Below are 20,017 nucleotides of genomic sequence, written 5' to 3'. Positions count from 1 at the left end.
CGGGGTCTGTAGATCATGTAGGACGGTTCATAAGAACTTGTCCTCTAGATCTCGGGAGACTGATCTGCCGCCATCGCGGGCTTGCCCGCGACAAGGTCAAAGACCCGACTCAAGCAGCGCTGGAAATGTCTTTGGGCAAACGCTGATCAATCACCCGATACAACGCACTACTCTCGGGCCAATTGCGCATGAACCGCGCCCGATCCCGCGCATACGCCGGGGCAAAGCTACTGAGCGAGCTATGCTGACACATCGAATCCAGATCGATCAGCGCCCAGCGATCCTGCTGCCAGAACAGGTTATGGCCCTTGAAATCGCCATGGCTGATGCGCTCGCGAATCAGCTCGGCGAACAGGTGATCCAGGGCCTGCAGCTCCGCTTTCGGCGCGTCGCCGCTTTCCACGTAGGGTGCGAAGCGCTCGATGATGTCCGGACCCGGCAAATATTCGGTCACCAGGTACGCCCGGCTGCGCAGCCAGAGAAAACGCTTCTCCCACAATGCCAGTGGCTTGGGCGTGGCGATGCCCAGAAATGCCAGGCGATTGCCTTCACGCCATGAGTGCCAGGCGCGGCTCGGGCGCCAGAAACGTTTGAGCCAATGGGCAAAGCCCTTGATGTTGTAGCGTTTGACCAGCAATGTGCGACCCGCCACTTCGACCTTGCCGACGCTCGCGGCGCCGCCGGTCTTGTACAGATGGCCTTGATCGAGCAAGGCATCGGCCTGCTCCAGCACCGGCAACATCGCCGCCTCCTCTTCACGGCGAATCGCCCGCAAGCCGAACGCCCCGCGCTGGACGCAGAACAACGTGCATTCGCGGCCGACCTTGATCAGGAAATCCTTCAAACGCCAGCGACGGACCTTGTCGATCTGCTTCTGCAACGCTTCCATGGGCAAGGCATGCTCGCCGTTTCCCAGCAGGTAATACACCAGCAATTCTTCGGTGAAGGGTTCCAGCGATTTGGGCAACTGGGCGAAAAACACCCCGAGGTTTTCCAGGACTTTGTGCTGTGACAGTGGCTTGCCAGCCGTCTCGGCACAGATGCCGGCGCCATCGATCAAATACAACTGACCGCCATGACGCAGCAGGTTGTCCAGATGCAGGTCTTCCTGCCACAGGCCTTTGCTGTGCAGATGAGCGATCGCACCCAACGCCTCGGCCAGCACGGCTGATTGTTCATCCGCCAGCACTGGCAAGTGTTCGACCTGTTTCCAGGCGTCCCCCAGGCTCTCGGCGCCCTCAAGGAAATCGAACAACAACCAGCCGCCCTCGCCGTCCTTCAGGCCATCCGCCAATAACAACGGCGTGGTCAACCCCTGAGCGGCGAGTAAACGCACACCGTCCAGCTCACGCTGAAAATGCCGCGCCGCTTTACCGCCGACCAGCAATTTGGCCAGCACCGGCCGGCCGCGCCAGACGCCGGCGCCCACATAACGCTGCCCCGGCAACACCCGCAGCAGGCTCAGCAATTGCAACTCTGCAGCCCCTGCGGCATCGGCCAGTGGAATGCTTAGAGGCAGGCCTGGGCTGCGGCCCGCATGTTTCAGTTCGGACAAACGCATCAACGCGTCTCCTTGTGACTACGCCGCGCACTCAGGCGCGATACCCAACTGTCCACCAGCGAACTGTTCAAGGGTTGATCCAGATAAGCCGCCAACAACTCGCGCAGCTGACTTTCGCTCCATTCCGACGCCCGACGCAGCAACGGCTCCAGGTCCTTGACCCGATCACGTTGGCCAAACAGCAATGGCCGGGTTTTTTCCAGGTCGATCAACTGAGCCTGGTAACCGTCACCGGTGGCCTGGAGAAAAATATGCTTGGGATAGAAGCACCCGTGCAGTTGACGCTCCTCATGCAGGCGTCGCGCCAGTTGCCCACAGGCTTTCAGAATTGCCGTGTGCTGCGCCGCGCTCAGGTTAGACCAGCGCTGCAACAGTGAATCCAGATCATCCCAACCGTCCAGCGCACGGGTCAGCAGAATCGCCCGGACTTCGCCGCCGACTTTGCGCTCACCGAAGAACGCCGCCTGCAACGCCGGAATGCCCAGTTTCTGATAACGCCTGATGGTGCGAAACTCACGGGCAAAACTTGGCTCGCCAAAGGGAGAATGCAATGTACGCGTCAGGTAGTTGCACTGGCGCTTGAGGTAGTAACCATGACCTTCCAGCTCTAGCCGAAATACACTGCTCCAGCCACCACCGACGGTATTGGGTTCATCCACCGCCTCGAGCTGTTTGGCCCAGAGTGCGTCGAAGGTGCCGAGGCCATGACGCTCAAGCAGCGCACGGTCTTCAGCAGCCAGAAAATCAGTCATTCGCGTCCCTCGAAAAATCTCACCACGTGCCGAATCCGTTTCTTGTCGGCGGCATCGAGCCGGGTGCTTTGGCGGTATTGCAGGTAGAAGCGCAGGCGCTGGGTGGCCGACAGATGATATTTGGCCACTTTGTCCAGACACGCCAAGTCTTTGGTGATCCGGTACTTGAGCCAGAAGCCGCGCCAGAAATCACCGTTGGGGCAGTCGATCAGAAACAGCCGCGCCTCATCGTCGATCAGCAGGTTGCGCCATTTCAAATCATTGTGGGTAAAACGATGATGGTGCATGGTCCGGGTATAGCCCGCCAGCTGTTGACTGATGTTGTCGACCCAGGCGCGGTCCGCCAGTTTCGGGTCATGTCGGTCAGCCAGGGCCGATAGATCTTCGGTATTGGGCAGTTCGCGCGTGATCATCGCCCCACGGTCGTATGCCACGCCGCGCCGCTCCAACCCCCAGGCCACTACTTCGGCGGTGGGAATTCCCCACTTGGCAAAACGCTTGAGGTTCTGCCACTCGGCCTTCACCCGTGGCTTGCCCAAATAACGGCGCAGGCCTTTGCCGGCGCCGACATAGCGCTTGACGTAATAGTTGACGCCATTGCGCTGGACGCGAATGACCTCGGACAGTGGATCACGGGTCAGTCGCTCGCCTTCGAGCGCGAACACCGCGTCAAGACTGCCGAAGTCTTCTGCCAGATCGCTGTAAGCAGGTTCCAGTGTCCAACCCGACATCAGAGCGCATCCCCGTATCGCTGCTTACGCTCGTAGAGCTTGTTGGCCTTGCCTTCGAGCCATGCCAGCAGTCCCGCTTCTTCAGCCAGAATCTGGCGCAGGGGCTGTTGGAAGTACCCCTTGAGGAAACGCAGTTTGTCGCGACGGGTCAGGCCAATGTCGAGCGCCGAAAAATACAGCGCCGCCAGGTCCTTGTTACGCCAGCGTTGGGTAATCGTCGGACGGGTCTGGGCACGGTGCAGATCGATCACCGACAGCTTGAAGTCGTCGGCTGTCACTGGTTTATCGGTGTGCAGCAGGAAGTGACAGATGTAGCAGTCGCGATGGTTAACCCCGGCGCGGTGCATCATGCCGGTCATGCGCGCGACCTCGGCGATCAAGGCGCGCTTGAGTTTTGGCTCGGGCGGTTGCTTGACCCAGTCGATGCTGAAATCTTCGAGGCTGACGGTGGGCGCCAGCTCTTGTGTGACGATGAACGAATGCTGGTCCGCCGGATTGCTGCCCTTTTCGCCGTAAGCGACAGCGGTCATGGTCGGCACGCCGACTTCTTGCAGGCGCTGAATGGCCTTCCACTCCTGGCCCGCGCCAAGCACTGGCAGCTTGGCGGTCAGCAGGTTTTTGAAAATCTCGCCCCAGCCGATGCCACGGTGGATTTTCACGAAGAACCCGTGACCGTCCACTTCAGTACGCAGTGTCCGGCGCGCTTCAAGCTCGCGGTACACCTCGCCCTTGAGGGCCTCGACTTCGGCGAACGGATCGCGCCCGGCCCAGAGGCTCTTGAACGGTTCAGCCAGCATCAACTTCATTAAGCGTGCTCCGCCAGAATCACATCGGCCGCGTGCTGCGGCATGCTGTAGAGGTCGGCCGTCTCGGCGAAAGCCAGACCGTTGCGGCTCCAGGCCGCCCGTGCATTTGCGTCATTCAACATGCCGGTCAGGTATTGCGTCAGTTGCGCCTGATCGAAGGGTTCGTCCAGCACCAGGCCTGCGTCGGCCTCGGCGATGTAATGGGCATAGCCGCACACCGCGCTCACCAGCACCGGCAAGCCGGCCACCACCGCTTCAAGCAGCACCGTCCCGGTGTTTTCGTTGTACGCCGGGTGGATCAACAGATCGGCACCGAGCAGGAAACGCGGGATATCGCTGCGGCCCTTGAGGAACTGCACGTTGTCGCCGAGCCCCAATGTGGCGCTCTGCAACTGGAATACTTTGGGGTCGTCCTGGCCAATTACAAACAGCCGGGTGCGCTTTCTCAGTTCGGCGGGCAAGGCGGCCAGCGCCTTGAGGCTGCGGTCCACGCCTTTGGTCTTGAATCCGGAGCCGATCTGCACCAGCAACAGTTCATCATCTTTCAGGTTGAACTCGCGACGAAACCCGGCACGGATCTCGGCGGCATTGGTCGGCGCGCGACGGTCCAGAGAAATACCCGGCGGCAGCAAATGGAAGCGCGCAAGCGGCGTGTCGTAATGCTTGATGAACAGCGACTGCTGGACTTCGGAAATCATCAGCACTTCGGTTTTGGCGTCCTTGGCGAACACCGCGCGCTCGTACTCGGCGAAGTGCCGGTAGCGGCCCCAACGACGGTACAGCGAGTTGCGCAGGTTTTGCGCCTTGTCTTCGAAGCAGCCGTCGGCAGCGTAGTAAACGTCCAGGCCCGGCATCTTGTTGAAACCGATCAAGCGGTCCACCGGACGCTTGACCAGATCGGCCTCCATCCACTCAGTGAGCTTCTCGTTGCGCCGATGATTGAAGAACGCCTTGACCGGTGCCACCAGTACTTCGAAACCCGGCGGAACGTCGCCTTCCCAGATCAGCGTATAGACACGAATCTGATGACCGCGTTGCTGACACTCCAGGGCGATGCGCATGAAGTCGCGCTGCAAACCGCCAAAGGGAAAGTACTTGTACAGGACAAATGCCAATTGCATCAGCGCAGCTCCTCAGCCAGTAACAACGTGCTCAGTCGGCTCGCGACACGCTCGGGATTCAGACGCGTGAAGCACAGGGGCCACTCGCGTTTCAGGTCGAACCGACGGGCATCGTCGGCCGTCGGTTGATAGGTGCATTTCTTTTGCAGGCACGGTGCGCAGGGGAAGTCGCTGGCCATGTGAATCTGCGACTTGCCGTACGCGCCGGTCAGGCCCGGGTTGGTCGGGCCGAACAGCGACAGGGTCGGCACGTCCAGCGCCGCAGCGAGGTGACCGAGACCGGTGTCCACCGCTACGCAGGCTTGCGCTCCGGCCAGGACTTTGCCGACACCCGCCAGGTTCAGTTTGGGCAGCACCTCGACATGTCTCATATCTTTGGCGATGCGCTCGGCGCGGGCCTTTTCGACCGGATTACCCCACGGCAGCTTGACCGCTACGCCAAGGTAACCCACACGCTCGGCCAACTCGCGCCAATAGGCTTCTGGCCAGTGCTTGGTGTCCCAAGTGGTGCCATGGAGAAACACCACGTATGGATTCTTGCGCGGCAATTCCACCAGTCGTTCGACGTTCAGGCCATAGTCGCCCAGCCCCTTAGGCAGGTCGTAACCCAGTGCGACCGCGAACAGCTGGCGCACTCGCTCTACCGCGTGCTGCCCACGGGCCACGGCCAGACGTCGGGAATAGAAGCGCGCAGCGATGGGTTCGCGGGCCGAGTTTTTGTCCAGCCCGGCCACTGGTGCTTTGGCGTAGCGAGTCAGCAACGCGCTTTTCAGCAAGCCCTGGGCATCGATCACCAAGTCATATTTGGTCGCGCGAATGCTTTGCTTGAAGCGCTTCCACTCGCCACTCTTGATGGTCTGCCAGATGTTCTTGCGCCAGCGACGGATCGCCACCGGAATCACCTTGCCCACGGCCGGGTGCCAGGTCGGAATCTCGGCGAAGCCTTCTTCCACCACCCAGTCGAACGTGATGCCGGGGATCGCCCGCGCCGCGTCGGTCAACGCTGGCAACGCGTGAATCACATCGCCCAGCGAAGAAGTCTTGATCAACAGTACCCGCAAACTATTTGACCTCGACCACAGTGCCCAGCAACCGCTGCAAGGCTTCGTTCACCGCTTTGGGCATGAGTTGGCGCAAGCAATTGTAATGACCGAAACGGCAGGTGCGATCGAAGCACGGACTGCATTCGATGCCCAGGCGCACGATCTCGACGTGCTCGGCCAACGGTGGTGTGAAACCCGGCGACGTCGAGCCGTACACCGCCACCAACGGGCGGTTCAGCGCGGCAGCCACGTGCATCAGGCCGGAGTCGTTGGAGACCACCGCATCGGCGCAGGACAGCAGATCGATGGCCTCGGCCAGGGACGTGTCGCCACTGAGGTTCACCGACTCTTCACGCAAACCCGGAATCAGCCGCGCACGAATGTCTTCGCCTACCGCATGATCGTTTTTCGAGCCGAACAGCCAGACTTGCCACCCTTCACGGATCTTCGCTTCGGCGACCTTGGCGTAGTGCTCGGACGGCCAGCGCTTGGACTCGCCGAACTCGGCACCGGGACACAGCGCCAACACCGGACGGTCGAGGGCCAGACCGAACTTGGCCAGCGCACCGTCGCGGGTCACCGGGTCGATCTGCAGGCTCGGCCGTGGATACGGCTTCGGCAACTCGACGCCGGGCTCAATGGCCAGGGCCATGAAGCGTTCGATCATCAGCGGGTAACGTTCTTTGTCGAGCGTGCGCACGTCATTGAGCAGGCCGTAGCGGAATTCGCCACGCCAGCCGGTGCGTTTCGGGATACCGGCGAAAAATGGCACCAGCGCCGACTTCAGGGAGTTGGGCAGCAGGATGGCCTGGTCGTACTGACCGGCCAGGGATTTACCGATGCGCCGACGCGTCGCCAGCTCCAGCACGCCGTGGCCGAGCGGGAAGCTCAAGGCCTGGCGTACTTCGGGCATGCGCTCGAGAATCGGCCGGCTCCACTCGGGGGCCAGCACGTCGATTTCGCACTGCGGGTGGCGCTGCTTGAGACACTGAAAAAGTGTCTGCGCCATCACCATGTCACCGACCCAACTGGGCCCAACGATCAGAATTTTCATGTGGTTTCCAAAAACGAGCCGGGGAGGCATACGCCTCCCCGCCTCGAGAATCCAGCACCTTCGGGGTGAACCGTCAGGTCATTTGGACGAGCCGATTGGGGCTCGTCGGATCAATTTAATACACATTCATGTCAGTCAGCATAAACCTCTGTGGCGAGGGAGCTTGCTCCCGCTGGGCTGCGCAGCAGCCCCAAAACTTGCCACCGCATTCTCACTGACAGACCGCACAAGCTGATTGGGGAGCGCTTCGCACTCCAGCGGGAGCAAGCTCCCTCGCCACAAAAGCCCGCATCCACAATTTCGTTGCTCAGCTTAACCCCAGTTCGCGCCAGATCCGCATTACCTGCTGTCGTTCATCCACGAACTGGTCGCCCGGTATTACACCGGCGTCCTTCTGCAAGGCCTCCCGGTGAGCGGCGGAGCGGAAGGCCTTATAGGCTTCACGCAACAGGCTGGCGTCTTCGGCGGGCATCAGCCCGACCTCCTCCAACCCTTCCAGAATGCGGATATTGTCGGTATAGCGCAGCAATGACGGATGCGCTTCAGACCATGCCAGAGCCGCGTATTGCACCATAAATTCAATATCGACGATACCTCCGGCATCCTGCTTGAGATCGAACGGCGCCGTGGCATCGAAGGCATTTGCCGCGGTGCCCGCCGCCGTGCTCTTGCTGCCGAGATTATCGCGCATCTTGGCGCGCATTTCGCTGACCTCCTGGCGCAAGGTCGGCAGGTCCCGCGGCTTGGCCAATACTGCGGCGCGAACCTTCTCGAAGGCCTGGCCGACATCCTGACTGCCCACCAGCACCCGTGCCCGCACCAGCGCCTGGTGTTCCCAGGTCCAGGCTTCGTTTTCCTGATATCGGGCAAACGCCCCCAGGGAACTCACCAGCAAACCAGACGCACCGGACGGCCGCAGGCGCATGTCCACTTCATACAGCTGGCCGGAGTTGGTCTGCGCCGTCAGCAAATGAATGATGCGCTGCCCGAGCCGGGTAAAAAACTGTGCGCCGTCGATAGGCTTCGGCCCGTCGGTTTCCGCCTGCGGATCGCCGTCGTGGATGAACACCAGATCCAGGTCCGAACTATGCCCCAGCTCCAGACCGCCGACTTTCCCATAACCGACAATGATGAAACCAGGGTCGCACAAGCTGCCGTCGGTGCGCAGCGGCGTGCCGTACTTGGCCACGGTCTGGCGCCAGGCCAGGGCCAGCACTTGTTCGAGGATCGCTTCGGCGAGCCAGGTCAGGTAATCACTGACCTTCATCAAGGGCAGGCTGCCGGCGATTTCCGAGGCGGCGACGCGCAAGCGGTGCGCCAGTTTGAAATGCCGCAGGGCTTCCATTTGTTGCTCGAGGTCATCTTCGGGAATCCGCGTCAGACGCTCGCGCAATTCAGCGGCCAATTCCGGCGCCAGTGGCGGCTTGAACAACCGGCCTTCGTTGAGCAATTCGTCGAGCAGCAGCGGAAAGCGCGTGATCTGCTCGGCAATCCATGGGCTCGCGGCACACAGCGTCAGCAGGCGGCGCAGGGCCCCGGGGTTCTCGGTCAACAACACCAGATAGGCGGAACGACGCGCGACAGCTTCCACCAGCGGCAGCACCCGCTCCAGCACCAGATCGGGATTGGCATGTTCCACAGCCTGAGCCAGCAAGCGCGGAATAAAAGCATCGAGGCGTTCCCGCCCCAGGCGCTGCATGGCGCGCAATTGCGGGCTGCCACGCAGACTGGCCAAGGCTTTCAGCGCCTTGGAGGCGTCGGCGAAACCACCCTCTTCCAACTGACGGCACGCGGCCTCCTCGTCCTGCGCCTCCTCCCACAGCGGCAGCCATTCCCCGCCGACCACCACTTCGCTCTCGGCGCCGTCCTCTTCATCAGGATCTGCAATCACCTGAGCAAAGTGCCAGGCCACCCGGCCACGCCAGTACATCAGCTGTTCATGGAACGCCGTCCAGTTGGCAAACCCGAGCATAAAGGCAATGCGCGCCTGATCCTGTTCACCATCCGGCAGCATCTGGGTCTGGCGGTCGGCAATGGCCTGGATCGCGTGTTCGGTGTAACGCAGAAATTCGTAGGCTTCGCGTAACTCGCTGACCACCGCTGGCGGCAGGTAACCCTGACCTTCGAGGGTGCTCAGTACTTTTAATAGAGGACGCTGCTGCAGGCTCAGGTCGCGGCCACCGTGAATCAGCTGGAAGGCCTGGGCGATAAATTCGACTTCACGAATGCCGCCGGAACCGAGTTTGATGTTGTCGGCCATGCCCTTGCGCCGGACTTCCTGCTGAATCAGCTGCTTCATGGTGCGCAGCGCTTCGATCGCCGAGAAGTCCAGGTAACGCCGGTAAACGAACGGGCGCAGCATCTCTTGCAGTTGCGCCCCCGCCACTTGATCGCCGGCCACCACGCGCGACTTGATCATCGCGTAGCGTTCCCAGTCGCGCCCCTGATCCTGGTAGTACTGTTCCAGCGCGTTGAAGCTCAGCACCAGCGCGCCGGACGAACCGTAAGGCCGCAAGCGCATGTCGACGCGAAACACGAAACCGTCGACGGTCATCGGGTCCAAGGCCTTGATCAGACGCTGGCCGAGGCGAATGAAAAATTCCTGGTTATCCAGCGACCGCTTCACACCGACGGTTTCGCCGCCCTCGGGGTAGGCGAAGATCAGGTCGATGTCCGACGACAGGTTCAGCTCCACGGCACCGAGCTTGCCCATACCGAGGATGACCATCTGTTGCGGCTCGCCGCTGCGCCGCCCGGTAGGCGTGCCGAATTGCTGGCAATGGCGCTGATACAACCACCGATAGGCCTGATCGATGCTGGCATCGGCCATGTCCGAGAGGTCGCGGCAGGTCTGGATCAGATCAGCCTGGCGGGTCAGGTCGCGCCAGATGATCCGCACTTGGTGGCGTGCGCGCTGACGACGCAAGGCGCGGCCGAGCTGGTCGTCGGTTTCGGCAGCGCTCACTGCCGTCGCAATCTGTGCGCACAATTCGCCCGGCGCAAAGCCACGGTCCAGCTCGCCGGACTGCACCAGTTCCAGCAACATCAAAGGGTCACGCACACTCTGTTCGATGACAAAGTCGCTGGCCGCGGTGACACGGGCAAATTGCGCCCAACGCCCAGGCGTCCAGGCAGACAGGCCATGATCGTCGGGAAGAAGCGCGACGGCCGTACGGAACGACTGCTCGGCACGGGTGACAAAGGGCAGGAGTACGCCGGGCAGTTCGGCAAGCGAAGGGAGGCTCATGGTCTATCCTTGATCGGCGTGTGAAGGGCTGCATGTAGTGATTTGTGAAAATACGCTACCTGACCGACTGTCGAACAAAGGTTAGAAATAGCTGAAATTTGTTTATTTTTGGCAGCGATCATCAAGCCTTCACCTTTTTTGGTTGGCAAAAGACCAACCTTAACGATTATTCTCACAACGCAGCCGGAGGCCACAAGCCGATCTTCTGTAGTTTTACTACTCGTCTATACATTCGAAAGGCTGAAATGCCCGATGATTTGTAGTAAAACTACACGCCGCCGGAACATACCTCTCGGCAATCCAAGAATTTATATCGTCTGCCCACAAGGCCAGTCGCAAACTCAGGCAACCGATTCTGGAAGCCTTTCCGCCCTGGAGCAAGCCATGCAAGACCTCGATCCCGTCGAAACCCAGGAATGGCTGGACGCCCTGGAATCGGTTCTCGACAAAGAAGGCGAAGACCGTGCTCACTATCTGATGACCCGTATGGGCGAACTCGCGACCCGTAGCGGCTCGCAGCTCCCTTACGCCATCACCACGCCGTACCGCAACACGATTCCCGTCACCCACGAAGCACGCATGCCTGGCGACCTGTTCATGGAACGCCGCATTCGCTCGTTGGTACGCTGGAACGCGATGGCCATGGTAATGCGTACGAACCTGAAAGATTCTGACCTGGGTGGTCACATCTCCAGCTTCGCCTCCAGTGCGACCCTGTATGACATCGGCTTCAACTACTTCTTCCAGGCCCCGACCGACGAGCACGGCGGCGACCTGATCTACTTCCAGGGCCATACCTCGCCAGGCGTTTACGCCCGCGCATTCATGGAAGGCCGCATCACCGAAGACCAGATGAACAACTTCCGCCAGGAAGTGGACGGTCAGGGCCTGTCGTCCTACCCGCACCCTTGGCTGATGCCTGACTTCTGGCAGTTCCCGACCGTATCCATGGGTCTGGGTCCGATCCAGGCGATCTACCAGGCTCGCTTCATGAAGTACCTGGAACACCGTGGCTTCATCCAGCCGGGCAAACAGAAAGTCTGGTGCTTCCTGGGCGACGGCGAGTGCGACGAGCCGGAATCCCTGGGCGCGATCTCCCTGGCCGGCCGCGAGAAGCTGGACAACCTGATCTTCGTCATCAACTGCAACCTGCAGCGCCTCGACGGCCCGGTTCGCGGCAACGGCAAGATCATCCAGGAACTCGAAGGCGTGTTCCGCGGTGCTCAGTGGAACGTGACCAAAGTCATCTGGGGCCGTTTCTGGGACCCACTGCTGGCCAAAGACGTCGACGGTATCCTGCAACGCCGCATGGACGAAGTCATCGACGGCGAGTACCAGAACTACAAAGCCAAAGACGGCGCGTTCGTGCGTGAACACTTCTTCAACACGCCAGAACTCAAGGCGATGGTTGCAGACTTGTCCGACGACGAGATCTGGAAGCTCAACCGTGGCGGCCACGACCCGTACAAGGTCTACGCGGCGTACCACGAAGCGGTCAACCACAAAGAACAACCGACCGTCATCCTGGCCAAGACCATCAAGGGTTATGGCACCGGTGCCGGCGAAGCGAAAAACACCGCGCACAACACCAAGAAAGTCGATGTCGACAGCCTGAAGTTGTTCCGTGATCGTTTCGATATCCCGGTCAAAGACGACGAACTCGAAAACCTGCCGTTCTTCAAGCCGGAAGAAGGCAGCGCCGAAGCCCGTTACCTGAGCGAGCGCCGTACCGCACTGGGCGGTTTCGTGCCTCAGCGTCGCGCCAAGAGCTTCAACATTCCAACCCCGCCACTGGACACCCTCAAGGCGATCCTGGACGGCTCGGGCGACCGTGAGATTTCCACCACCATGGCCTTCGTGCGGATCCTCGCGCAACTGGTCAAGGACAAGGAAATCGGTCCGCGCATCGTACCGATCATCCCGGACGAAGCCCGTACCTTCGGTATGGAAGGCATGTTCCGTCAGTTGGGCATCTACTCGTCCGTCGGCCAGCTCTACGAGCCAGTCGATAAAGACCAGGTGATGTTCTACAAGGAAGACCAGAAAGGTCAGATCCTCGAAGAAGGCATCAACGAAGCGGGCGCCATGAGCTCCTTCATCGCTGCCGGTACTTCGTACTCCAGCCACAACCAGCCAATGCTGCCGTTCTACATCTTCTACTCGATGTTCGGCTTCCAGCGTATCGGTGACCTGGCCTGGGCCGCTGGCGACAGCCGCACCCGTGGCTTCCTGATCGGCGGCACCGCCGGCCGGACCACGCTGAACGGCGAAGGCCTGCAACACGAAGACGGTCACAGCCACATCCTGGCTGCCACCATCCCGAACTGCCGCACCTACGATCCAACCTACGGCTACGAGCTGGCGGTGATCATTCAGGACGGCATGAAGAAGATGACCGAAGAGCAACAGGACGTCTTCTACTACATCACCGTAATGAACGAATCCTACCAGCAGCCCGCCATGCCGGCCGGTGCCGAAGAAGGCATCAAGAAAGGCATGTACCTGCTTGAGGAAGACACCCGCGAAGCGGCGCACCACGTTCAGCTGATGGGCTCCGGCACCATCCTGCGTGAAGTCCGTGAAGCGGCGAAGATCCTGCGTGAACAGTTCAACGTCGGCGCTGACGTGTGGAGCGTTACCAGCTTCAACGAACTGCGTCGCGATGGCCTGGCCGTTGAGCGCACCAACCGTCTGCACCCGGGCCAGAAGCCTAAGCTGAGCTATGTGGAAGAGTGCCTGAACGGCCGTAAAGGTCCGGTCATCGCCTCTACCGACTACATGAAGCTGTTCGCTGAGCAAATTCGTCAGTGGGTCCCGTCCAAGGAATTCAAAGTCCTGGGCACCGATGGTTTCGGCCGCAGTGACAGCCGCAAGAAGCTGCGTCACTTCTTCGAAGTCGACCGTCATTTCGTGGTGTTGGCAGCCCTGGAAGCCTTGGCTGACCGTGGTGACATCGAACCTAAAGTGGTGGCTGAAGCCATCGCCAAGTTCGGTATCAACCCGGAAAAACGCAACCCACTGGACTGCTGAGGAGACACTCTGTGAGCGAACTCATTCGCGTACCTGACATCGGCAGCGGTGAAGGTGAAGTAATTGAACTGTTTGTGAAGGTCGGCGACCGTATCGAAGCCGACCAGAGCATCCTGACACTTGAGTCGGACAAGGCGAGCATGGAAGTGCCTGCGCCGAAGGCCGGTATCATCAAGAGCCTGAAAGTGAAGCTGGGCGATCGCCTGAAAGAAGGCGACGAACTGCTGGAACTGGAAGTCGAAGGTGCCGCCGCGCCGGCTCCTGCGGCTGCCGCTGCGCCTGCTGTCAAGGCTGAAGCTGCGCCTGCTGCCGCCGCCAAAGCGCCGGCCGCTCCAGCTGGCGCGCCTGCTGCTGCCAGCGTTCAGCAAGTGCACGTGCCGGACATCGGTTCCTCGGGCAAGGCCCAGATCATCGAGATCCAGGTCAAGGTCGGCGACACCGTCGCGGCTGATCAGTCGCTGATCACCCTGGAATCCGACAAGGCGAGCATGGAAATCCCGTCGCCTGCCGCTGGCGTGGTCAAGGCCATCAGCGTCAAACTCAACGACGAAGTCGGCACCGGCGACCTGATTCTGGACCTGGAAGTGGCGGGTGCTGCTGCACCGGCCGCACCAGCCCAGGCTGCTGCGCCTGCTGCCGCTGCTCCAGCGCCAGCCGCTGCGGCTCCGGCGGCTCCGGTTGCCGACACCGTTCAGGACATTCACGTCCCGGACATCGGTTCGTCGGGCAAGGCCAAGATCATCGAAGTGCTGGTCAAGGCTGGCGACACCGTCACTGCCGACCAGTCGCTGATCACCCTGGAATCCGACAAGGCGAGCATGGAAATTCCATCGCCTGCCGCTGGCGTGGTGGAAAGCGTTTCCATCAAGCTGGATGACGAAGTCGGTACTGGCGACCTGATCCTGAAGCTGAAAGTCAAAGGCGCGGCACCTGCTGCGGCTCCGGCTCCAGCCGCTGCTGCTCCGAGCGCTCCTGCCGCTGCACCTGCTGCTCAGGCCTCGGTCGCACCTGCTGCTGCGCCTGCCGCTGCTCCAGCCAAGCCTGGTGCAAAAGTTCACGCCGGCCCTGCCGTGCGTCAACTGGCCCGCGAATTCGGCGTCGAGCTGAGCGCCGTTGGCGCCAGTGGTCCGCACGGTCGCATCCTGAAAGAAGACGTGCAGGTTTACGTCAAGGCCATGATGCAGAAGGCCAAGGAAGCACCGGCCGCTGCTGCTGGCGCAACTGGCGGCGCGGGCATCCCGCCGATTCCGGTCGTGGACTTCAGCCGTTTCGGCGAAATCGAAGAAGTGCCGATGACTCGCCTGATGCAAATCGGCGCGTCGAGCCTGCATCGCAGCTGGCTGAACATTCCGCACGTGACTCAGTTCGATTCGGCTGATATCACCGAGCTGGAAGCGTTCCGTATCGCTCAGAAAGCCGTTGCAGAGAAGGCTGGCGTCAAGCTGACCATCCTGCCGCTGCTGCTCAAATCCTGCGCGCACCTGCTCAAGGAACTGCCGGACTTCAACAGTTCGCTGGCGCCAAGCGGCAAGGCGATCATCCGCAAGAAGTACGTAAACATCGGCTTCGCGGTCGACACCCCTGAAGGCCTGCTGGTACCGGTCATCAAGAACGTCGACCAGAAGAGCCTGTTGCAACTGGCAGCCGAAGCCGCTGCGCTGGCCGCCAAAGCCCGCGACAAAAAGCTCACCGCTGACGACATGCAAGGCGCCTGCTTCACCATTTCCAGCCTCGGCCACATTGGCGGCACCGGCTTCACGCCGATCGTCAACGCGCCGGAAGTAGCGATCCTCGGTGTTTCCAAGGCAACCATCCAGCCAGTCTGGGACGGCAAAGCCTTCCAGCCGAAACTGATGCTGCCGCTGTCGCTGTCCTACGATCACCGTGTGATCAACGGCGCCGCTGCTGCACGCTTCACCAAGCGTCTGAGCGACCTGCTGGCGGACATCCGCACCATCCTGCTGTAACACCGGCCGGCCCTCCCTCATCGGAGGGCCAGTCGCGTTCCATGTTTTCCGAGCGCCACGCTCGTACCTCAACCCCGCCAATTTGGCGGGGCTTTTTTTGCCCTGTAGAAAGCCCTCCTCTGCACCTTATTCCTACATTCATGGCTTACACCGCCTACAACTCGAGTCCACTTCCGCCCGATATTTTTTGCGAGCCAATAACTAGTCTTAGTTAGGAGAGTTTTCCAATAGAAACTTCGATAACTTATTCCGCTTAGTTAGCATTACTTCGAATGGACTCGAACATGTTCAAACCGACTGTTGGCCCTATTGTTGGCCACACTACAACTAATCACACCCGTATTTTCTTGCGCGGCGAATTGCAGAATGACGCCTTGGTATTTGCAGGTATTCGTTATCGACGCGCCGGTGAGGAACATTGGTCCAAGGGCGTATTTGCAAAACTGACCATCTTGCGCGACATGTCCGATGTGATTGCCCTCAACGATCTCATCACTGATACCGCCTATGAATACCAGGCGGGCTGGTTCAGCCCCATGAGCCCGGTGCATACCGTGGAGACGATCCAGGAACTGCCACTGCAATGGCCGCGAGAGATCTACCACTTTCGCACGCAATCCAGCAAAACCACCACACCACGGGCCTATATCGCAGGCTCATGTCGTTACCTGCGAATGACCGCCGGCATTGCGTTCGCTCCACATTTGGGCGATCGGATCTTTGCCTCGATCACAAGCCTGGCGGAACGCGCCGAGCCGCCGATCAGCGCCATGCTGATGACTGGCGACCAAATCTACGTCGATGACCTGAACCTCGTGGCCCCCGACCGGGAATACAAAGACATCCTCAGCAAATACCGCACCGCTTTTTCTCAGCCGCATATCTCGAAGTTAATATCCGGCGTGCCGACTTACATGATCCTCGATGACCATGAAATTGAAGACAACTGGCCCGCCAATGAAAGCAAGGCCGATGCCTACTTATACGAAAACGCCATGGCGGCGTATGAGTTATATCAAGCCAGCCACAGCCCTGCTTATGAGTTGCTTGCCAACGGGCAAGTAAGCAAGAAACTGAAACAGTATTGGTATCAATTCTCCGATGGCGATATCGAATGGTTTATCACCGACAGCCGAACCCGACGCAATCTGTCGGCCAGCGACCGGCGCATCCTTGATGAAGAACAGGAACAGGCGCTGCTCAAATGGCTGACCAACAGCACGGCCCGGGTCAAATTCGTGGTCACCAGCGTCATGTTCTACCCCGACCGCAAACTTAACGGCGATGACGCCTGGAAAGCCTTCCCGGAACAACGACTACGGCTGCTGGAGACGATTCGTACACGCGGCATCAAAAACGTCTTGTTCATTTCCGGCGATGTCCACGGCTCACTGACCAGTCGCCTGACTCACAGCGCCGACCCGGATTTTGAAGTTCACACCATCGTGTCTTCACCGCTGTACAACAGCAAACTGCTGCCGTATGCCAAGGCATCGACCTTCATCCTCGACCAGGCGTTGGCCCGAACGGCCGCGGGAGATTATCGGCATGAGCTGACCAGTGAAGTGATCAGCCAGGATAACTTCGCGCATCTGGTCGTCGATGCTGAACAGGTCCGCGTCAATTATCACGATCGGGATGGCAAGTTTCTGCAGTCGATAAGCATCAGGTTGCGTTGACTAACGGAAAAGATCGTAGCCTTGCAGGAGCTGCCGAAGGCTGCGATCTTTTGACTCACAACATTACTTTTCGACGCCTCACTGGAGAAATCTTCGCGCCTGCCGACATATTCTTATAGCACTTGGCCTTCATGTCTCTTGTCAGTGGGTGTCGCAATGATGCAACCTTGCCGCAGACAACAGTAAAGAGGGCGAGAGCCCGGCGCGATCAGCCTATTCGAAGCGAGTTTCCCTCCATATGAAGAGCCAACCCGATGCCGCCAGCCGTATGGTGGCCGAGGTAGTGACGCAGTTGCCAGTGCCCTCGCGGCTCGGCATGCTGCGTTTCGAACGGCTGAATGAACCGAGCTGGGCGCTATTGTTTCTCGACCCCAATTGCGAACGACAATTCGGCTTGCCGGCAGTGGAGCTCTGCGCCCTGGTCGGCTCGCCTTACGCCAGCCTGATGGAGCCCGAAGCGCGCTATCAGCTGCATGACACGATCCAGCAGCAACTCACCGAAAGCCCGCATTACCTGATCCGCTACACTTTGCACACCGCCGCAGGCGTACTGAGCCTGCTGGAACTGGGCGAAGCTTACAAACAACACAATCGACACCTGCTGCGCGGCTATCTGATGGTAGTGGACGGCCTGTTCATCGATGAGCCGCTGCTGCCGGTACTGGATCTGGAAACCCAGAATTCACGCCTGCAAATCGCCCTGGAACTCAATCAGCGCGCCCAGCAGGAACAACTGCAGCACCTGGACCGGGTGCGTGCCCAGCAAGATCTGATTCTGCTGCTGACCCGCCAGCGCTACAGCACCAACAATTCCCTGCAAGAAGCCGCCGAGCTGATCACCCGCAGCGCCTGCGACATCTATGAAATCGACTGCGCCAGCCTGTGGAACCTCGACGGCTCACTACTGACGCCGATTTCAGCCTATCACCGCGCCACCCGCAATCACCGACTGCCGAAGCCGATCGATGCCAGTGGTTTCCCCGATTACCTCGAAGCCTTGCACACCGGCCGTGCCATCGATGCCCACAACGCCATGCGCGACCCGCGCACCCGGGAAATAGCCGAAAGCCTGCGCCCGCGCGACGTCAATGCCATGCTCGACGCCAGCATCCGCGTCGATGGCCAAGTGGTCGGCGTGCTCTGCCTGGAGCAGATCGGTGCGACGCGCGCCTGGCAGTCGGACGAAATCGCCTTTGCCGGCGAGCTGGCGGATCAGTTCGCCCAGGTCATCAACAACCACAACCGCCGCACCGCCACCAGCGCCCTGCACCTGTTCCAACGTGCGGTAGAGCAAAGCGCCAACGCCTTTCTACTGGTCAATTGCGACGGCGTGGTGGAATACGTCAACCCGAGCTTCACGGCGATCACCCAGTACTCCACCGAGGAAGTCCACGGCCAGCGGCTGTCGGAACTGCCGGCGCTGGAAAACCTCAGCGAACTGTTGTTCGACGCGCCGTCGGCGCTGGCCAAGAGCAACAGCTGGCAGGGCGAGTTCAAGAGCCGACGCAAAAACCTCGAACCCTACTGGGGCCAGCTGTCGATTTCCAAGGTCTACGGCGACAACCGTGAGCTGACGCACTACATCGGCATCTACGAAGACATCACCCAGACCAAGCTCGCCCAGCAGCGCATCGAGCGCCTGGCTTACACCGACAATCTGACCAACCTCGGCAACCGCCCGGCGTTCATCCGCAACCTTGATGAACGCTTCGCCCGAGACAGCGACACGCCGATCAGCCTGCTGCTGGTGGACATCGACAACTTCAAACGCATCAACGACAGCCTCGGCCACCAGACCGGCGACAAACTGCTGATCAGCCTGGCCCGGCGCCTACGCAACAGCCTGAGCCCGAGCGGCAGTCTGGCGCGTTTCGCCAGCAACGAATTCGCAGTGCTGCTGGACGACACTGACCTCTTGGCTGGCCAACAGGTCGCCAACCAATTGCTGGCGACCCTCGACAAACCGATGTTCGTCGATAACCAGCTGATCAGCGTCACCGGCTCCGTGGGCCTGGCCTGCGCGCCGCTGCACGGCCGTGATCCCCAGACGCTGATGCGCAACGCCGGCCTGGCGCTGCACAAGGCCAAGGCCAACGGTAAACATCAGGTGCAAGTGTTCACCGAAGCGCTGAATGCCGAGGCCAGCTACAAGCTGTTCGTCGAGAACAACCTGCGCCGCGCCCTGACCCAGAACGAGCTGGATGTGTTCTACCAGCCCAAGCTGTGCCTGCGCAGCGGTCGCTTGCTGGGCATGGAAGCGCTGCTGCGCTGGAACCATCCGGAAAAAGGCATGATCCGCCCGGACCAGTTCATCAGCGTTGCCGAAGAAACCGGGCTGATCATCCCGATCGGCAAATGGATCGCCCGCCAGGCCTGCCGCATGAGCAAAGAACTGACCGCCGCCGGCCTGGGTAATCTGCAAGTGGCGATCAACCTGTCGCCCAAACAGTTCTCCGACCCGGACCTGGTGGCGTCCATCGCCAACATCCTCAAGGAAGAAGAACTGCCGGCGAATTTGCTGGAGCTGGAGCTGACCGAAGGCCTGCTGCTGGAAGCCACCGAAGACACCCACTTGCAGCTCGATCAGCTCAAGCGTCTGGGCCTGACCCTGGCCATGGACGACTTCGGCACCGGTTACTCGTCGCTCAGTTACTTGAAAAAATTCCCGATCGACATCATCAAGATCGATCGAAGCTTCATCCACGAAATCCCGGACAACCAGGACGACATGGAAATCACCTCCGCGGTGATCGCCATGGCCCACAACCTGAAACTCAAGGTCGTGGCTGAAGGCATCGAGACGGCCGAGCAGTTGGCCTTCCTGCGCCGCCACCGCTGCGACGTCGGCCAGGGCTACCTGTTCGACCGACCGATCCCCGGTTCCGAGCTGATCGAAAAGCTCAAACGCTACCCGCGCGGCCCGATCGCCTGACAGCACACCGCCCCCACATTTTGGGTAGTGATTAACTTGGCATCATTGGGCACACTGGCGGTCTGTTTATTTACATCTCAACCTGACTGAGAGG

12 protein-coding genes are annotated in these 20,017 nt (G+C 60.3%); 4 read left to right on the top strand and 8 right to left on the bottom strand.

Annotated elements, in window-relative coordinates; translation table 11 throughout:
* Positions 1–109 precede the first annotated feature (109 nt).
* The 8 genes from ACZ89R_RS20660 to glnE all read right to left on the bottom strand — a co-directional run bounded on the left by ACZ89R_RS20660 (position 110) and on the right by glnE (position 10,315).
* Positions 110–1,561, bottom strand: a complete 1,452-nt coding sequence (locus ACZ89R_RS20660) for a lipopolysaccharide kinase InaA family protein (RefSeq protein WP_429544744.1) — start codon at positions 1,559–1,561, stop codon at positions 110–112.
* Positions 1,561–2,313: a lipopolysaccharide kinase InaA family protein gene (locus ACZ89R_RS20655; protein WP_429544745.1), complete on the bottom strand. Its 753-nt coding sequence runs from the start codon at positions 2,311–2,313 to the stop codon at positions 1,561–1,563. Before ACZ89R_RS20655 ends, ACZ89R_RS20660 begins: the two co-directional genes overlap by 1 nt.
* Positions 2,310–3,044 (bottom strand): lipopolysaccharide kinase InaA family protein, encoded by a 735-nt coding sequence (locus ACZ89R_RS20650; RefSeq protein WP_429431734.1) that lies wholly within the window; start codon positions 3,042–3,044, stop codon positions 2,310–2,312. Before ACZ89R_RS20650 ends, ACZ89R_RS20655 begins: the two co-directional genes overlap by 4 nt.
* Positions 3,044–3,850, bottom strand: a complete 807-nt coding sequence (rfaP, locus tag ACZ89R_RS20645; RefSeq protein ID WP_192346040.1) for a lipopolysaccharide core heptose(I) kinase RfaP — start codon at positions 3,848–3,850, stop codon at positions 3,044–3,046. The genes ACZ89R_RS20650 and rfaP overlap by 1 nt, the downstream gene beginning before the upstream one ends.
* A complete protein-coding gene (locus ACZ89R_RS20640; RefSeq protein ID WP_429544746.1) occupies positions 3,850–4,971 on the bottom strand; it encodes a glycosyltransferase family 4 protein in 1,122 nt (373 codons plus the stop codon). Before ACZ89R_RS20640 ends, rfaP begins: the two co-directional genes overlap by 1 nt.
* Positions 4,971–6,032 carry a lipopolysaccharide heptosyltransferase I gene (gene waaC / locus ACZ89R_RS20635; RefSeq protein WP_008074629.1) on the bottom strand — a complete coding sequence of 354 codons (1,062 nt, stop codon included), beginning with the start codon at positions 6,030–6,032 and terminating at the stop codon, positions 4,971–4,973. The genes ACZ89R_RS20640 and waaC overlap by 1 nt, the downstream gene beginning before the upstream one ends.
* A gap of 1 nt (position 6,033) precedes the next feature.
* The gene (waaF, locus tag ACZ89R_RS20630) at positions 6,034–7,068 is read right to left on the bottom strand and encodes a lipopolysaccharide heptosyltransferase II (protein ID WP_063341776.1); all 1,035 of its coding nucleotides are present in this window, start codon (positions 7,066–7,068) and stop codon (positions 6,034–6,036) included.
* Positions 7,069–7,375: 307 nt separating this feature from the next.
* Positions 7,376–10,315, bottom strand: coding sequence for a bifunctional [glutamate--ammonia ligase]-adenylyl-L-tyrosine phosphorylase/[glutamate--ammonia-ligase] adenylyltransferase (glnE, locus tag ACZ89R_RS20625; RefSeq protein ID WP_429544747.1), 2,940 nt, complete (start codon positions 10,313–10,315; stop codon positions 7,376–7,378).
* A 384-nt stretch (positions 10,316–10,699) separates the two neighbouring features.
* On the opposite strand from glnE, the gene aceE reads away from it, so the two are divergent.
* The 4 genes from aceE to ACZ89R_RS20605 all read left to right on the top strand — a co-directional run bounded on the left by aceE (position 10,700) and on the right by ACZ89R_RS20605 (position 19,923).
* Positions 10,700–13,345: a pyruvate dehydrogenase (acetyl-transferring), homodimeric type gene (gene aceE, locus ACZ89R_RS20620; RefSeq protein WP_429544748.1), complete on the top strand. Its 2,646-nt coding sequence runs from the start codon at positions 10,700–10,702 to the stop codon at positions 13,343–13,345.
* Positions 13,346–13,356: 11 nt separating this feature from the next.
* On the top strand, positions 13,357–15,312 hold the full coding sequence (aceF, locus tag ACZ89R_RS20615; RefSeq protein ID WP_429544749.1) for a dihydrolipoyllysine-residue acetyltransferase: 1,956 nt from the start codon (positions 13,357–13,359) through the stop codon (positions 15,310–15,312).
* A 284-nt stretch (positions 15,313–15,596) separates the two neighbouring features.
* Positions 15,597–16,991: an alkaline phosphatase D family protein gene (locus ACZ89R_RS20610; protein WP_429544750.1), complete on the top strand. Its 1,395-nt coding sequence runs from the start codon at positions 15,597–15,599 to the stop codon at positions 16,989–16,991.
* 238 nt (positions 16,992–17,229) lie between these two features.
* Positions 17,230–19,923, top strand: coding sequence for a sensor domain-containing phosphodiesterase (locus tag ACZ89R_RS20605; RefSeq protein ID WP_429544751.1), 2,694 nt, complete (start codon positions 17,230–17,232; stop codon positions 19,921–19,923).
* The last annotated feature ends 94 nt before the right edge of the window (positions 19,924–20,017 follow it).

This window comes from Pseudomonas sp. TE3728 (assembly GCF_056279145.1).
The sequence above is the reverse complement of the archived record's forward strand: the minus strand, read 5'-3'. Positions and strand labels throughout refer to the sequence as shown.